Genomic DNA, 13,685 nt, shown 5'->3' with positions numbered 1-13,685 from the left:
GCCCCCCCCCCCCCGCGCGCCCCCCGCGCCGGGGCGGGCCCCCGCCCCCCCCCCCCCCGGGTTCGGCGGGGGTGGGTCAGCCGCAGGTCGGGCGGTCGTGCTCCGGCGTCGCGACGGTCTCGCGCTCGTCGACGGTGTCCGACGCCGCGGCCGTGACCGTCACCTCGCCGTCGGCGTCGCCGCGGACGGCGAACGACTGGTACGCGTTCCTGCCGGGGGCCACGGCCGGGAAGCTCTTGGAGCCCCACGGCGTGGCGACCTCGACGTCGAGGCGCGTGTCGTCGTCGTTCACGACCCGCACCGCGACGTACGGCTTGCCGGCGAGGCACCGGACCTCGGCCGTCGCGGTGACGGCGACCGCCGGCGGCGACGCCGGGTCGGCCGCGCCGGGCGCGAGCACCCGCAGGGCCGTGAGGCCCGGGTCGCCGTCGGCCCACGCCGTGCTCAGCGCGACGTACCGCGCCGTGCGGTCGACGGCGAGCGTGCCGCGCACGTCGCCCGCGCCGAGGGTGCCGACGTCGGTGAACGTCAGGCCGTCGTCGCTCACGGACACGACCGACTCCGGCGCCCCGCCGCGCTCCCACGCGGCGACGACGGTGCCGATCTCGCGCGGCGCGCCCAGGTCCGTGACCATGCGGCCGTCCGGTCCGGGGACCCACGCCGTGGCGGCGTCGCCGTCGACGGCGAGCGACGGCGACGTCATGCCCTCGGGCAGCACCGACGCGGGGAACGTGAGGGTGCTCAGCGCGCGGTCCGCGACCGGGAACGGTGTCGCGTCCCGGAACGTGACCCGCGTGCCCGACGCCGTCGCCCCGACCGTGCGCGTCGCGCCCGTCTCGGCGTGGCGCAGCTCGACCGGCGTCCCGTCGCCGCTCACGCGGAACGAGCGGGCGTCGTCGACGGCGACCGTCACGTCCGCCGGGGCCCGCCCGGCGGGCGTGGCGACCGTGGCGCGCGGTGCGAGGACGACCGCGTCGCCCGCGGGGACGGTGACGTCGAGCGTCGAGGCCTCGGCGCCGACAGCCTGCGTGCCCGCGTACACGGGGACGGCGCCGCCGTCGTGCGGGACGGTGAGCGTCGTCGCGACGTCCGCGCCCGTGAGGTTGAACGCCACGACGTAGCCGTCGACGGCGCTCACGAGCACCGCCGGGTCCGCGGCCGTGGGTACGTGGGCCCCGGCCTGGGCGGCGGTCGCCGCGGCGTCGCCCGGGACCATCTCGACGAGCCGCGGGCCGGTCGCGCCGTCCGTGAGCCGGACGACGTGGCGCGTGTCCGTCGCGCGCGACACGGTCACCGGCGCGTCGGAGCCGCGCACGACGAACCCTGCCTCGCCCTCGACGTTGAGCCAGTCACCGTCGCTGCTGAGCACCTGGTCGCCGGTGTACCGGAACGACGCGGCGTCGTGCCACGACTGGCCGTCGAGCGACGTCTGCACGCGGTACTCCTGGCCTGCGGCGACCTCCCAGCCGAGCTGGACCTGGCTGACCTCGGTGGGGGCGCCGAGGTCGACCTGGATCCAGGAGTCCGGCTTCGTGCGGTCCGCGACCGCGACGGCCCAGCGGGTCGTGGCGGAGCCGTCGGTGACGGCACCGGCCGGGTTCGAGCCGTTGGCGCTCGACGCGGTGGCCGGCTTGCCCGCCGCGACGTCCGTGCCCGCCGGGGAGAACGCGCGCAGGTGGTAGAGCGAGTAGCCGTACGCCGCGTCGCCGCGCACGCCCTGCACGCGGACGTAGCGCGTGGTGACCGGCGCGGGCTCGTCCGCGCCCTCCGGGGTGAGGTCGACGGTGTCGAGGCGCGCGACGTTCACGTCCGCCGGGGCCTTGCCGTAGGCGGTGGCCGTCGTCCAGGTCTCGCCGTCGGTCGACGTCTGGACGAGGTAGCGCGCGCCGGCGCTCGCCTCCCAGGCGAACCGGACGCCGCCGACGGTGGTCTCCTCGCCGAGGTCGACCTGGATCCACGAGTCGGGGCGGGTGCGCTCGCCGACCGCGACGGCCCACCGCGTGGACGGGTTGCCGTCCGTGACGCGCGCGGCCTGGCGACCGCCCCCGACGTCCTCGCTCGACGCGGTCGCGACCTTGCCGGCCGCGAGGTCGGTCGCCGACCCCTCGTCCGCGCCGTAGGCGTGGAACGCGAACATCGAGTAGCCGTACTGCGGGTGGCCCTGCTGCCCGAGGAGCCGCACGTACCGCGCCGTGACGGGCGCGAACGTGAGGTCGTCGACGCGCGCGGCCTTGGCGTCCGCCGGGTCGGCGGGGCGGGTCACCGGGAGCGTCGCGGTGGTCTCGCCCTCGGCGGTCGTGTAGGTGCGCGACCCGTCGAGCCCGGAGTACCCGTTCATGTCGAGGTTGCGGACGGACAGGCTCGCGTCCTCGGTGCCCGCGCCGGTCGACGCGTAGACGGCGGCCCCGGTCGGGAGCGTGACCTGGCCCGCGTACCCGCTGCCGACCCGGAACACCGACGACGTGCCCTCGAAGCCGTCGCGCGGCCCGGTGTACGTCGTCACGTGCCGCTCGTCGACGGTCGCGCCGGTGCTGGGGTAGAGGTACGGGGTCGAGCCCGAGACGTGGAAGAGCCACGAGTCGTGCCCCGGGACCCAGGGGAACTTCACGAAGCCCTTGCGGCTCGACGCCGCGGCCCAGGCGTCCGCGGACTGCTGGACCGTCAGCCCGGGGCCGGCGCCGAAGTCGCGCACCCCGGCGAGGCGCTCGAAGAACTCGTCCTGCGGCGTCGGCTCGACAGAGCCCTCGGGCGACTCGGCGGCCTCGACGTGCAGCAGGTAGGAGATGGCGATCTCCGCGCGCGCCTCGGGCTCGTACTTGGGCTCGCCCGAGAACTTCGCGAGCCGGTACACCGGGGCGTACGACTGGTAGTCCTCGAGCGCTGCGGCAAGGTTGGCCTCGGCACGCGCGGCGTCGGGGTCGCGCAGCACCTGGCCGAGGAACGCCATGGGGATCGCGTCGCGCCCGTAGAGGTACTCGCGGTCGGCGACCATCGGCATGAACGGCTCGCCCGCGTCGGACATGACGAGCTTGATCGACTCCCACAGCTCCGCCGAGTTCGGCTGGTGCGTGAGGATCTCCGGCAGCGGCTCGTCCCGGAGCAGGAAGTGGATCGCGTTGCGCCCGCCGGACCGCCAGATGTCGGACTGGTAGTGCGGGCCGAACGACCCGTGGTTCTCCACGAGGTACGTGTCGTGGATGGTCTGCATGGTGTTCGTCGAGACGGCCTTGCCCGCGACGACGGCCGGGTTGTTCTGGTCGGCCGTCGGCTGGCCGGCCGCGTTGCGGCCCCAGTCGCCGAGCTGCTCGGCCCACCGCGTCGCGTCGGGGTCGTCCGGGGCCCAGGCGAGGCCGGGGGCGAGCGCCTGCGTGTAGACGCCGACCTCCTCCTGCGCGGTGTCGCCCTCGTGCTTGCCCGTCGGCCAGTCGGCGGTCCAGGAGCCCGAGAGCGGGTCCTTGCCGAAGTCGAGGTCGGCCGTGTACTTCGACTGGCTCGTCGCGATCGTCGTGAGGTTCGCCTGCGTCGTCGCGTCGAGCTCGTCCCACAGGAGAGTCCCGGCCGCGAGGAAGTACGACTGGAACGTCGAGTCCCAGAACAGCTTCTTGCCCCAGGTGCCCGCCGGGTCGACGAACCGGTTGGTCGCCGCGTAGTGGCGGATCGTGGCGAGCGTGTGCGCGCGGAGCGTCTCCTCGGGGATGCCCGCGAGCTCGGCGTCGTACTCGCCGTGGGTCAGGAGCACGGCGTTGCCCAGCACGACGGCGAAGTTGAAGTCCTTGAGCTGGTACACCCCGGCCGACGAGTCCCAGACGGTCTCGACCCAGCGAGTGTGGCGCAGCAGCGCACCGTAGTAGTCGGCGGCCGTCGAGTCAGGGGCGCCGAACGCGGGCGTGGCGTCGATCCCCGCCGTGGCGGCCGCGGGGGACGTGGCCGACGGTGCGCCCTGCGCGACCGCGGGGGTGAGCAGCAGGGCTCCGGCGGTCGCGAGCGCGACGGCGGCGGTGGCGCGGCGTCGTGCGCGCCGTCCTGGCGGCGGGGCGGGCGGGCGGGTCATGGGGCCTCCGGGCGTCGTCGAGCGGCAACGGTGCTGGTGCTCGGGCGGGTCGTGCGGGCGGGGTGGGGGTGGTGCGGGTTCGCGCGGGGAGCGCCGGTCCAGGGTCGGACGACCGGCGCCCCCGCGCGGGTCGGGGGGCGCTGCTCAGGCGGGGCGGGGGGTGCTCACGCGGTGCGTTCCTCTCGTGGTGCGACGTCGCACGTGGTGACGCGAGGCCACCTGACAGCGCTGTCGACAGTGAGTATAGGCGGGGTTCTCCCGGGAATGAAGGGAGTGCCGCGGACTTCGCCCGGTGACGGGTCGCTCGTCGGTGGTACGACGGAGGGGCGGGCAGGACCCGGTGCGACCAGGTCCCGCCCGCCCCCCGCGAGCTCGGCTCGACCGGAGGTCAGCCCTTGACCGAGCCGGACATGAGGCCTCCGACGAAGTACTTGCCGAGGACGATGTAGACGAGCAGCGTCGGCAGCGACGCGAACAGCGCCCCGGCCATGGAGACGCCGTAGTTCTGCAGCAGCGCGCCGTTCGCCAGGTTGTTCAGCGCGAGCGTCACGGGGCCGTTCTGGCTGGACGAGAAGAACACGGCGAAGAGGAAGTCGTTCCACGCCGACGTGAACTGCCAGATGAGCACGACCACGAAGCTCGGGATCGAGATCGGCAGGATGATCGACCAGTACGTGCGCAGCATCCCCGCGCCGTCCACGCGCGCGGCCTCGACGAGCTCGTGCGGGACCGTCATGTAGTAGTTGCGGAAGATGAGCGTCGTGATGGGGATGCCGAAGATGACGTGCAGCAGGATCAGCGTCGGCACGCCGCTCGGGATCCCGAGGCCCAGCACGAGCTGGTTGAGCGGGATGATCACGGCCTGGTAGGGGATGAACATCCCGAAGAGGATGAGCGTGAAGACGACGTTCGCGCCCTTGAAGGACCAGCGCGAGAGCACGAACCCGTTGAGCGACCCGAGGAACGCGGCGATGAGCGCGGACGGCACCACCATCTGCACCGTGCGCCAGATCGCCGGCGAGAGCGCGGTCCACGCCGTCTGCCAGTTCTCCGTGGTCCAGACCTGGGGGAGGGACCACGCGCGCGCGGGCGAGGCGTCGCCCGCACCCTTGAAGCTCGTCACGAAGAGCACGTAGACCGGGATGAGCACGATCACGAGGAAGAGGATCAGGACCGCGTACTTGAGGGTGCGGCCCGCGGAGAAGCGCTCCTTGCCGCCGTCGGGGCGGAGGTCGACGGGGCGCCCGCTCGTGCCGGTCGGCGTGGCGGGCACCGGCTCGGTGGTGGCGGTCGTCATCGCTTCTCCTGACGGTTGGTGTGGATCAGGTAGGGCACGATGATGACCGCCACGATGATCAGCAGGATCGAGCCGACGGCGGCCGCGTTGGCGTAGTCGAAGCTCGACTTGAACACGTACATGTCGACGGCCGGCACCTTGGTCTGGTAGTTCGCCGGCTTCGAGATCGACATGATGAGGTCGAACGCCTTGAGCGACATGTGGCCGATGATGATGAGCGCCGACAGCGCGATGGGCGAGAGCTGCGGGAAGAGCACGTGGCGGTACAGCTTCCACTCGCTCGCGCCGTCCATGCGGGCGGCCTCCCGGAGCTCGTCGGGGATGCCGCGGAACCCGGCCAGGAAGAGCGCCATCACGTAGCCCGAGAGCTGCCAGATGGCAGGGATCGCGATGGCTGTGATGCCCCACGTGACGTTGTTCCACCAGTTGTTCTGCAGGAAGTCGAGGCCGACGATCTGGAACAGCCGGTTGAGGCCGCTGGCCTGCTCGTCCTGGTTCGAGTTGAGCAGCCACCGCCACACGACACCGGAGGCGACGAACGACACGGCCATGGGGAACAGGTAGACCGAGCGGAAGATCCCCTCCCCCTTGACGGGCTTGTCCAGCATCCAGGCCCACAGGAAGCCCATGACGAGCGTCCCGACGAGGAAGACGACGGTGTAGAGGACGAGGTTCTTCAGCGAGTGCTGGAACGCCTCGCTGCCGAGCAGGTCGGTGTAGTTCTGGAACCAGACGACCACGGACGGCTTCTGGCCGGTGGCCTGCGCCGCGGTGTGGTTGTCCGTGATCGACGTCCTGAAGTTCGCGCCGATGAGTCCGTACACGAACACACCGACGAGGATCAGCGAGGGGGTGAGCATCAGCAGCGCTGGGCCGGCTCGTCGCAGTGACTTGAGCATGGTGGGTCTTCCCGGTCGTGGGTGTGGGACGCGGCGCGCGAGGGCGACCGGCGTCCCGGGGACGCGTTCCGGTCGCGCGGGTCCGCCGCGCGCCGTCGGGAGGGTTCCCGACGACGCGCGGCGGCTCCGGTGGAGCGGTGTCAGCCCTGTGCGGCGGAAGCGAGCTCGGACTGGTAGGTCGCGAGGTCGGACCCACCGGACGTGAACTTGCTCGTCGCGTCGGAGATCGCGTTCAGCGTCGCGACCGGGGCGGCGGCGCCGTGCGCGAGCGAGGACACGATCGTGTCGTTGCCGAACGACTCGATCGCCGTCTGCTGGTACTCCGAGAACTCCTTCGGGTCGGCGTCGGTGCGCGCCGGGATGGAGCCCTTGGCCTTGTTGAACGCGACCTGGCCCTCGAGCGAGCCGACGGTCTCGAGCCACGCCTTGGCGCCGTCGGGGTGCGGCGCGCCCACCGGGAGGGTGAACGAGTCGGCGAGGAAGTCGAACACGCCGTCCGTGCCCGGGACGGGGAACGCGGTGAAGTCGGTGCCGAGCGTCTTGCCCTGCTCCTCGAACGCCGCGACGGCCCAGTCGCCCATGACGTTGAACGCGGCGTTGCCGTCGATCACCATCTGGGTCGCCTCGGGCCAGTCGAGCCCGTCACGGTCCGTGTTGGTGTAGCTCATGAGCTTCTCGAAGTCCTCGAGGGCGGCTGTGACGTCGGCGCCCTCCCAGTCGGTCGAGCCGTCCCACAGGCCGTTGTAGCCCTCGGCGCCGAGGTCCGCGAGGAGCACGGTCTCGAGCAGGTTGACCTGGGTCCACGTGGTCGCGACCGACAGCGGCGTGACGCCCGCGGCCTTGAGCTTGTCGAGGTCCGCCATCCAGGCGTCGAGGTCCGCGTAGGTCGCGGCCGGGTCGACGCCGTTGGCCTCGAGGACCGTCGGGTTGGCCCACACGACGTTCGCGCGGTGGATGTTCGACGGGATCGAGTAGATCGCGCCGTCGTCGGACTTGAGGCGGTCGACGAGGTCGGCCGGGAAGACGTCGTTGAGGCCGAACTCGTCGTACAGCGACGAGACGTCCTCGATCTGCGCGGCGTCGATGTAGTCCTGCAGCTCGGCACCGGCGTGCGCCTGGAACGTGTCCGGCGGGTCCTGCGCCTGCAGGCGGGACTGGAGGAGGTCCTTCGCGGCCGAGCCGGCGCCGCCGGCGACCGCGCCGTTGATGAACTCCACGTCGGGGTGCTGCTCGTTGAACACGCCGACCAGCGCGTCGAGACCCGCCTTCTCGGAGCCCGCGGCCCACCAGGTGAAGACCTCGACCTCGTCGCCGCCCCCCGAAGCGCCTCCGTCGCCGGTACCCCCGTCACCGGAACCACCGCCGCTGCACGCGGCGAGTGCGAGACCCACGAGGGCGGCCGTCGCCACCGTCGCGCTCGTCCTGCGATCGATTCGCATCGTGATTTCCCTACGCCTTCTTCGGTCGTGGGGGACCGTCGAGACGACCACGTCTCGTCGGCCGGGCGCACCGGCGCGCCCTCGAACCCGCTGCCCATACAACGACCCGCTGCCGCTTGATGTCAAGAAATGAACGCAAGCGTCGCTGAATCGTGATCTTCGCGTCACGTCCTGCACGCAACCAGCGGTTCTGCCGAGTCTGACGTAGGGTGACAGCGCTGTCCAGTTCGTTCAGAAGATCGGCTCAGCGTCCACGACCCGGCCTGTCCCACCTGGACGGGGGTGCCCCGGCGGTATCCTGACCTGCGTGCGCGCTGACCGGGTGACCCCGGGCTCGCAGACTTCACTGCGTGAGGCCAACCGAGCTCGGATCGTGAGCGCCGTCCAGCAGCGTGGCTCCCTCACGCAGATCGAGCTGGCCGGCGTCACCGGGCTGTCCCCGGCCACCGTCTCCAACATCGTCAAGGAGCTCACCGGTGCGGGCGTGCTGCACACCTCGCCGTCCACGCGCAGCGGCCGCCGCGCGCTCCAGGTCACGCTCGCGCGCAACCTCGGGCTCGTCGCCGGCGTCCACTTCGGCACACGGTCCATGCGCGTCGCGCTCGCCGACGCGTCCATGCGCGTCCTCGCGGACCAGCGCATGCCCCTGGCCCCCGACCACCGCGCGGACACCGGGCTGCAGCGCGCCGCCCTGCTCGTCGAGGAGATGGTCGCGTCCGTCGACGCCGCCCCCGACGAGCTCCTCGCCGTCGGTGTCGGCGTGCCCGCGCCCGTGGACGTGCGCGCGGGGCGCATCGCGACGGTCGGCATGATGCGCGGCTGGGACGGCGTCGTGGTGCCCGAGGTCCTGGAGGCCGAGCTCGGCGCGCCCGTGACCGTGGACAACGACGCCAACCTCGGCGCGCTCGCCGAGACCCGGTTCGGGGCCGCCGTCGGGCACGACGCCGTCGCGTACCTCCGGGTCTCCCACGGCGTGGGCGGCGGGCTGGTCCTCGGGGGGCGGGTCGTGCACGGGCGCGCGGGCGTCGCGGGCGAGATCGGCCACGTCACCATCGACGAGAACGGCCCGGTGTGCCGGTGCGGCAACCGGGGCTGCCTCGAGATGTACGTCGGTGCCGGCGTCCTGCTGTCCATGCTCTCCGAGAGCCGCGGCCCCCTCACCCTGCGCGACGTCATCGCGCGCGCCCAGGAGGGCGACCCCGGGTGCCGGCGCGTCCTGTTCGACGCCGGCCAGCACCTCGGCGTCGCGGCCGCCAACCTGTGCAACCTCGTCGATCCCGAGATCGTGGTCGTCGGGGGACAGCTCGCCGAGGCGGGGGAGGCCCTGCTCGGCCCGCTGCGCACGGCGCTCGAGCAGCGGACCGTGCCGAGCACCGCAGGCCCCGTCGAGGTGGTCGCGTCCGAGCTCGGGTCCGCCGCCGAGGTGCGCGGGGCGCTCGCCGTCGCGCTCGACCTCGCGCGCGTCAGCGGCGCGCTGGGGGTGAGCGCATGACCGGGGCGAGCGCCGCACGCACGGGGACGGCCCGCCGTCGGGCCCGCACGGCCGTCACGGGCGCCCTCGCCGCCGTCGTCGTCGCGCTGCTCGTGCTCGCCGGCTGCGCCGCGCCCGAGGCGCCCTCCGGGCCGTCGGAGGGGACCATCGGGCTCCTGCTGCCCGAGGCGAAGACCGCGCGCTACGAGACCACCGACCGCCCGACCTTCGTGGGCGTCGTCGAGCGCCGCTGCCCCACGTGCGAGGTCCTGTACGCCAACGCCGCCCAGGACGCCGCGAACCAGCAGCAGCAGGCCGAGTCCATGCTCGCCCGCGGGGCCGACGTGCTCGTCCTCGACGCGGTCGACGCGGTCGCCGCGGTGAGCATCGTCGCCCAGGCGCAGCGGCTCGGGGTGCCGGTCATCGCCTACGATCGCTTCGTCGAGGGCGCGAACTACTACGTCTCGTTCGACAACGAGCTCATCGGGTACCTCATGGGGGAGGCGCTCGTGGGCGCGGTCCTCGACCGCGCCGAGCAGGACCCGCCGGCGCAGGGCCGGCGGCCGGGCGTCCTGCTCGTCCAGGGCTCGCCGACCGACCCGAACGCCGCGGAGCTCGCCGCCGGCGCCCACCGCGCGCTCGAGGGAGAGGACATCGACGTGCTCGCCGAGTACGACACCCCCGACTGGAGCCCCGACAAGGCGACCGAGTGGGTCGAGGGGCAGCTCACGCAGTACAGCGGCCGTGTCGACGGCGTGTTCGCGGCGAGCGACGGCATCGCGGGCGGCGCGATCGCGGCGATGAAGGCCGCCGGCCTCGACCCCGTCCCGCCCACCACGGGCCAGGACGGCGAGCTCGCGGCGGTCCAGCGCATCGTCTCCGGCGACCAGTACATGACCGTGTACAAGGCGACGGCCCAGCAGGCGCGCACGGCGGCCGAGCTCGCCGTCCGCGTGCTGCGCGGCGAGGACCCGCGCGCGACCGCGAGCATCGACGGCGTCCCGAGCCTGCTCCTCGCGCCGCGCGCGGTGGGGATCGACGACGTGCAGCGCGTCATCGTCGACGGCGGCGTGTACACGGTCGACGAGATCTGCACCCCGTACTACGTCGACGCGTGCGTCGAGGCGGGACTCCTGGAGGCCGCCCCGTGAGCGCGCCCGTACTGTCCCTGCGGGGGGTCTCCAAGAACTTCGGCGGCGTCCGCGCGCTCGTCGACGTGGACGTCGACGTGCGCGAGCACGAGGTGCTCGCCGTCGTGGGCGACAACGGCGCCGGCAAGTCGACCCTCGCCGGCGTCGTCGCGGGCGCGTTCCGGCCCGACGCGGGCGAGGTCCTGCTCGACGGCGCGCCCGTCGTCCTCGACTCGCCCGCGGCGGCGCGCGCGCACGGCATCGCGGCGGTGTTCCAGCAGCTCGCCCTCGTGGACGACCTCGACGTGGTCGAGAACGTGTTCCTCGGGCAGGAGACGCTGCGCGGCCCGTTCCTCGACGAGATCGCCATGGAGCGCGAGGCCTGGGGCCTGCTCGACCAGCTCGCCGCGACCGTCCCGTCCGTGCGCCAGCCCGTGCGCACCCTGTCCGGCGGGCAGCGGCAGGTCGTCGCCGTGGCGCGGGCGCTCCTGGGCGCGCCGCGCGTGCTCGTCCTCGACGAGCCGACGGCGGCCCTCGGCGTCCGGCAGACGGCCGAGGTGCTCAACCTCATCGAGAAGCTGCGCGAGCGCGGCCACGCCGTCGTGCTCATCAGCCACCAGGCGGGCGACCTGCAGGCCGTCGCGGACCGCATCCTCGTGCTGCGGCTCGGGCGCGTGCACGGCGAGTTCGCGGGCGACACGTCCTACGAGGACCTGCTCGCCGCGATGACCGGCGCGGTCCGGCCCGCGCGGCCCGGCGGCACGGCCCGGCCGGCGACCGACCCGGGGCGCGAGCGGCGCTCCGGCGGCACCGGGGCGGTGCACCGATGAGCGTCCCCGGCCGCACCTCCGGCGCGGCGCTCGACCGCACGTCGACCGGCGCGCTGTCCGGCAGCGTCGTCCGGCAGCTGCGCGGCGCCCACCTGGGCATGCTCCCGATCGTCGGCGCGCTGCTGCTCATCTGGGTCGTGCTCGGCGCGATCAACCCGGCGTTCCTCTCGGCGGAGAACCTGGTCAACCTCACGCTCCAGAGCGCGCCCACGGGGATCATCGCGCTCGGGGTCGTCCTCGTGCTGCTCGTCGGCCAGATCGACCTGTCCGTCGGTTCCGTGAGCGGTCTCGCCGCCGCGGTGCTCGCGGTCGGGACGGTCAACCTCGACTGGCCCGTCGGCCTCGCGATCCTCGCGGCGCTCGCGGTCGGCGTCGTGGTCGGCCTGGGGTACGGGCTGCTGTCCACGCGCCTCGGGCTCGCGTCGTTCGTCTTCACCCTGGCCGGGCTCCTCGTCCTCGCGGGCGTGCAGCTCCGGGTGCTCGGCCCCTCGGGCTCGATCAACATCCCGTTCGAGTCCTGGCTCGTGCGCACCGTGCAGCAGGGCTTCCTCGCGCCGACCGCCGCCTGGGCGCTCGTCGTCGTGGTGGTGGCCGGGTACGCCGCGCTGCGCGTCGTCGACCACCGGCGCCGCGTGCGCGCGGAGCTGCCGAGCCCCGGGCTCGGCCGGATCGCGGTCCGCACCGCCGTCCTCGCCGCGGTCCTCGTCGGCACGGTCGCCTACCTGGGGACCGCGCGCGGGATCGGCTACACGGTCGTGCTGTTCGTCGCGCTCGTCGTGGTGGTGGACGTCCTGCTGCGCCGCACGCGCTGGGGCCGGTCGGTGCGCGCCGTGGGCGGGAACCGGCGCTCCGCGCTCCTCGCGGGCGTCGCGGTGCGGCGGACCGTCGTCTCGTGCTTCGTCGCCTGCTCCACGTTCGCCGCGCTGGGCGGCATCCTCGCGGCCGGGCGCCTCGCCGCCGCGAACCAGGGCACCGGCGCCGCCGACACCTACCTCACGGCGATCGCCGCGGCGGTCATCGGCGGGACGAGCCTGTTCGGCGGGCGCGGGAGCGCGTGGTCCGCGCTGCTCGGCGTGCTGGTCATCCAGTCGATCGCCAACGGGCTCACGCTGCTCAACCTCGACACGGCGACGCGGTACATCGTGACCGGAGCGGTGCTCCTGCTCGCTATCGTCGTCGACATGCTCATCCGCGGTCGACGGGAGGTCTGATGATGGTGATGCAGGGGGAGAGCACGGGCACGCTCCCGCCGGGCGGGAGCGCGGCCACGGCGCCGGGTGCCGGGACGGTCGCGCCGACGGAGACGGCGGCGCGCCCGCACGCAGGGCGGGGAGGCCGACGGCCGACCCTCGCGGCCGTCGCGGAGGTCGCAGGCGTCAGCCTCAAGACGGCGTCGCGCGTCCTCAACGACGAGCCCAACGTGGCGCCGCAGACGCGGGCCAAGGTGCAGGAGGCCGCGCAGCGGCTCGGCTTCCGCCGCAACGCGGTGGCGGCCGACCTGGCGCGCGGCGGGTCCTCGCGGCTCGTGGGCTTCGTCACCGGCGACCTCGCGAACCCGTTCTACTCCGCGCTCGCGAGCGGGATCGAGCGCGAGCTGCGCCACCACGGCCTCCAGCTCATCACGACGAGCTCCGACGAGGAGCCGGAGCGCGAGCGCTCGCTCACGGAGGCGCTCGTCGAGCGCCGCGTGGGCGCCCTCGTCGTGACGCCCACGTCGACGGACCACTCGTCGCTGCGCCGCGAGCTCGACGACGGCCTGCCCGTCGTCTTCATCGACCGGCCCGCGCAGGGCGTCGAGGCGGACACGGTCGTCATCGACAACCGCGGCGGGGTGCGCGACGCCGTCACGCACCTGCTCGCGCACGGGCACCGGCGGATCGCGCTCGTCGGGGACGTCTCCCGCCTGTGGACGTTCCAGGAGCGTCGCGACGAGTTCGTCGCGACGCTGCGCGGCGCGGGCGTCGAGGACCCGTCGCGCTACGTGCGCGACGGCGCCCACGACGCCGACCTCGCGCGTGCGTTCGTCGCGGAGCTCCTCGCCCTGCCGGAGCCCCCGACGGCGTTCGTCACGGCGAACAACAAGATCACGGTCGGCGCGCTCCACGCGCTGCGGGACCGCGTGTCCGCGGGCGGGGCGGCGGACGTCGCCCTCGTGGGCTTCGACGACTTCGAGCTCGCGGACCTTCTCGACGTGACCGTCGTGGGGTACGACGTCGTCGAGATGGGGCGTCAGGCCGCCTCGCTCGCGGTGTCACGGGCGGAGAGCCCGGAGCTGGCCCCGCGCCTCGTCGTGGTGCCCACGCGCCTCGTCGTGCGGGGCACGGGCGAGGTCTCCGGCCCGGGAGCCTAGGCCCGTCGTGCCGGGAGCGAGGGGCCCTGGGCCGTCCGCTCCCGGAGGCTCCGGTCGCGTTGACAAAGACCGTCGCCGCCGCATAAGTTCGGGCTGCCCCTGACAACGCTTCCCCCCTGCGCGTTGTCAGGGGCACCCCTGCAGCCTGACAGCGCTGTCAGATGATCGAAGGAGATCGCGAGCATGACCAGACCCCTCCCGCCCGGACGCGCGGTCGC

General features: G+C 73.6%; 9 protein-coding genes. 5 read left to right on the top strand and 4 right to left on the bottom strand.

Going from position 1 to position 13,685, the window contains the following annotated elements:
* Positions 1 to 76: 76 nt before the first annotated feature.
* From ACFC2L_RS02780 to ACFC2L_RS02765, 4 genes are all read right to left on the bottom strand, one after another.
* Complete coding sequence (locus tag ACFC2L_RS02780; RefSeq protein WP_375822732.1) at positions 77 to 4,051, bottom strand: discoidin domain-containing protein; 3,975 nt, start codon at positions 4,049 to 4,051, stop codon at positions 77 to 79.
* A 388-nt stretch (positions 4,052 to 4,439) separates the two neighbouring features.
* Positions 4,440 to 5,348 (bottom strand): carbohydrate ABC transporter permease, encoded by a 909-nt coding sequence (locus ACFC2L_RS02775; protein WP_375822730.1) that lies wholly within the window; start codon positions 5,346 to 5,348, stop codon positions 4,440 to 4,442.
* Entirely contained in the window at positions 5,345 to 6,247 is a 903-nt protein-coding gene (locus ACFC2L_RS02770) for a carbohydrate ABC transporter permease (protein WP_375822728.1), read from the bottom strand. Before ACFC2L_RS02770 ends, ACFC2L_RS02775 begins: the two co-directional genes overlap by 4 nt.
* 140 nt (positions 6,248 to 6,387) lie before the next feature.
* Positions 6,388 to 7,686 carry an ABC transporter substrate-binding protein gene (locus ACFC2L_RS02765; protein WP_375822726.1) on the bottom strand — a complete coding sequence of 433 codons (1,299 nt, stop codon included), beginning with the start codon at positions 7,684 to 7,686 and terminating at the stop codon, positions 6,388 to 6,390.
* A 373-nt stretch (positions 7,687 to 8,059) separates the two neighbouring features.
* Here ACFC2L_RS02765 and ACFC2L_RS02760 point away from each other — a divergent pair, with 373 nt between their 5' ends.
* Genes ACFC2L_RS02760 through ACFC2L_RS02740 form a run of 5 tightly spaced genes read left to right on the top strand, consistent with a single transcriptional unit; the run spans position 8,060 to position 13,467 of the window.
* Positions 8,060 to 9,178, top strand: coding sequence for an ROK family protein (locus ACFC2L_RS02760; RefSeq protein ID WP_375822724.1), 1,119 nt, complete (start codon positions 8,060 to 8,062; stop codon positions 9,176 to 9,178).
* Positions 9,175 to 10,308 carry a substrate-binding domain-containing protein gene (locus ACFC2L_RS02755; RefSeq protein ID WP_375822722.1) on the top strand — a complete coding sequence of 378 codons (1,134 nt, stop codon included), beginning with the start codon at positions 9,175 to 9,177 and terminating at the stop codon, positions 10,306 to 10,308. Before ACFC2L_RS02760 ends, ACFC2L_RS02755 begins: the two co-directional genes overlap by 4 nt.
* The gene (locus ACFC2L_RS02750) at positions 10,305 to 11,117 is read left to right on the top strand and encodes an ATP-binding cassette domain-containing protein (RefSeq protein ID WP_375822720.1); all 813 of its coding nucleotides are present in this window, start codon (positions 10,305 to 10,307) and stop codon (positions 11,115 to 11,117) included. The genes ACFC2L_RS02755 and ACFC2L_RS02750 overlap by 4 nt, the downstream gene beginning before the upstream one ends.
* Positions 11,114 to 12,328: a sugar ABC transporter permease gene (locus ACFC2L_RS02745; protein WP_375822718.1), complete on the top strand. Its 1,215-nt coding sequence runs from the start codon at positions 11,114 to 11,116 to the stop codon at positions 12,326 to 12,328. The genes ACFC2L_RS02750 and ACFC2L_RS02745 overlap by 4 nt, the downstream gene beginning before the upstream one ends.
* The gene (locus ACFC2L_RS02740) at positions 12,328 to 13,467 is read left to right on the top strand and encodes a LacI family DNA-binding transcriptional regulator (protein ID WP_375822716.1); all 1,140 of its coding nucleotides are present in this window, start codon (positions 12,328 to 12,330) and stop codon (positions 13,465 to 13,467) included. The genes ACFC2L_RS02745 and ACFC2L_RS02740 overlap by 1 nt, the downstream gene beginning before the upstream one ends.
* Positions 13,468 to 13,685: the final 218 nt, after the last annotated feature.

This window comes from Cellulosimicrobium sp. NPDC055967 (assembly GCF_042269845.1).
In the GTDB taxonomy this organism is placed as follows: Bacteria; Actinomycetota; Actinomycetes; order Actinomycetales; family Cellulomonadaceae; genus Cellulosimicrobium.
Note: the sequence above shows the minus strand (reverse complement) of the source record. Positions and strands in the feature narration are given on the sequence as shown.

Excerpts from the sequence above, each read along its gene's own strand:
- ACFC2L_RS02780 (WP_375822732.1), bottom strand. The coding sequence starts at position 4,051 with ATGACCCGCCCGCCCGCCCCGCCGCCAGGACGGCGCGCACGACGCCGC.
- ACFC2L_RS02775 (WP_375822730.1), bottom strand. The coding sequence starts at position 5,348 with ATGACGACCGCCACCACCGAGCCGGTGCCCGCCACGCCGACCGGCACG.
- ACFC2L_RS02770 (WP_375822728.1), bottom strand. The coding sequence starts at position 6,247 with ATGCTCAAGTCACTGCGACGAGCCGGCCCAGCGCTGCTGATGCTCACC.
- ACFC2L_RS02765 (WP_375822726.1), bottom strand. The coding sequence starts at position 7,686 with ATGCGAATCGATCGCAGGACGAGCGCGACGGTGGCGACGGCCGCCCTC.
- ACFC2L_RS02755 (WP_375822722.1), top strand. The coding sequence starts at position 9,175 with ATGACCGGGGCGAGCGCCGCACGCACGGGGACGGCCCGCCGTCGGGCC.
- ACFC2L_RS02745 (WP_375822718.1), top strand. The coding sequence starts at position 11,114 with ATGAGCGTCCCCGGCCGCACCTCCGGCGCGGCGCTCGACCGCACGTCG.
- ACFC2L_RS02740 (WP_375822716.1), top strand. The coding sequence starts at position 12,328 with ATGATGGTGATGCAGGGGGAGAGCACGGGCACGCTCCCGCCGGGCGGG.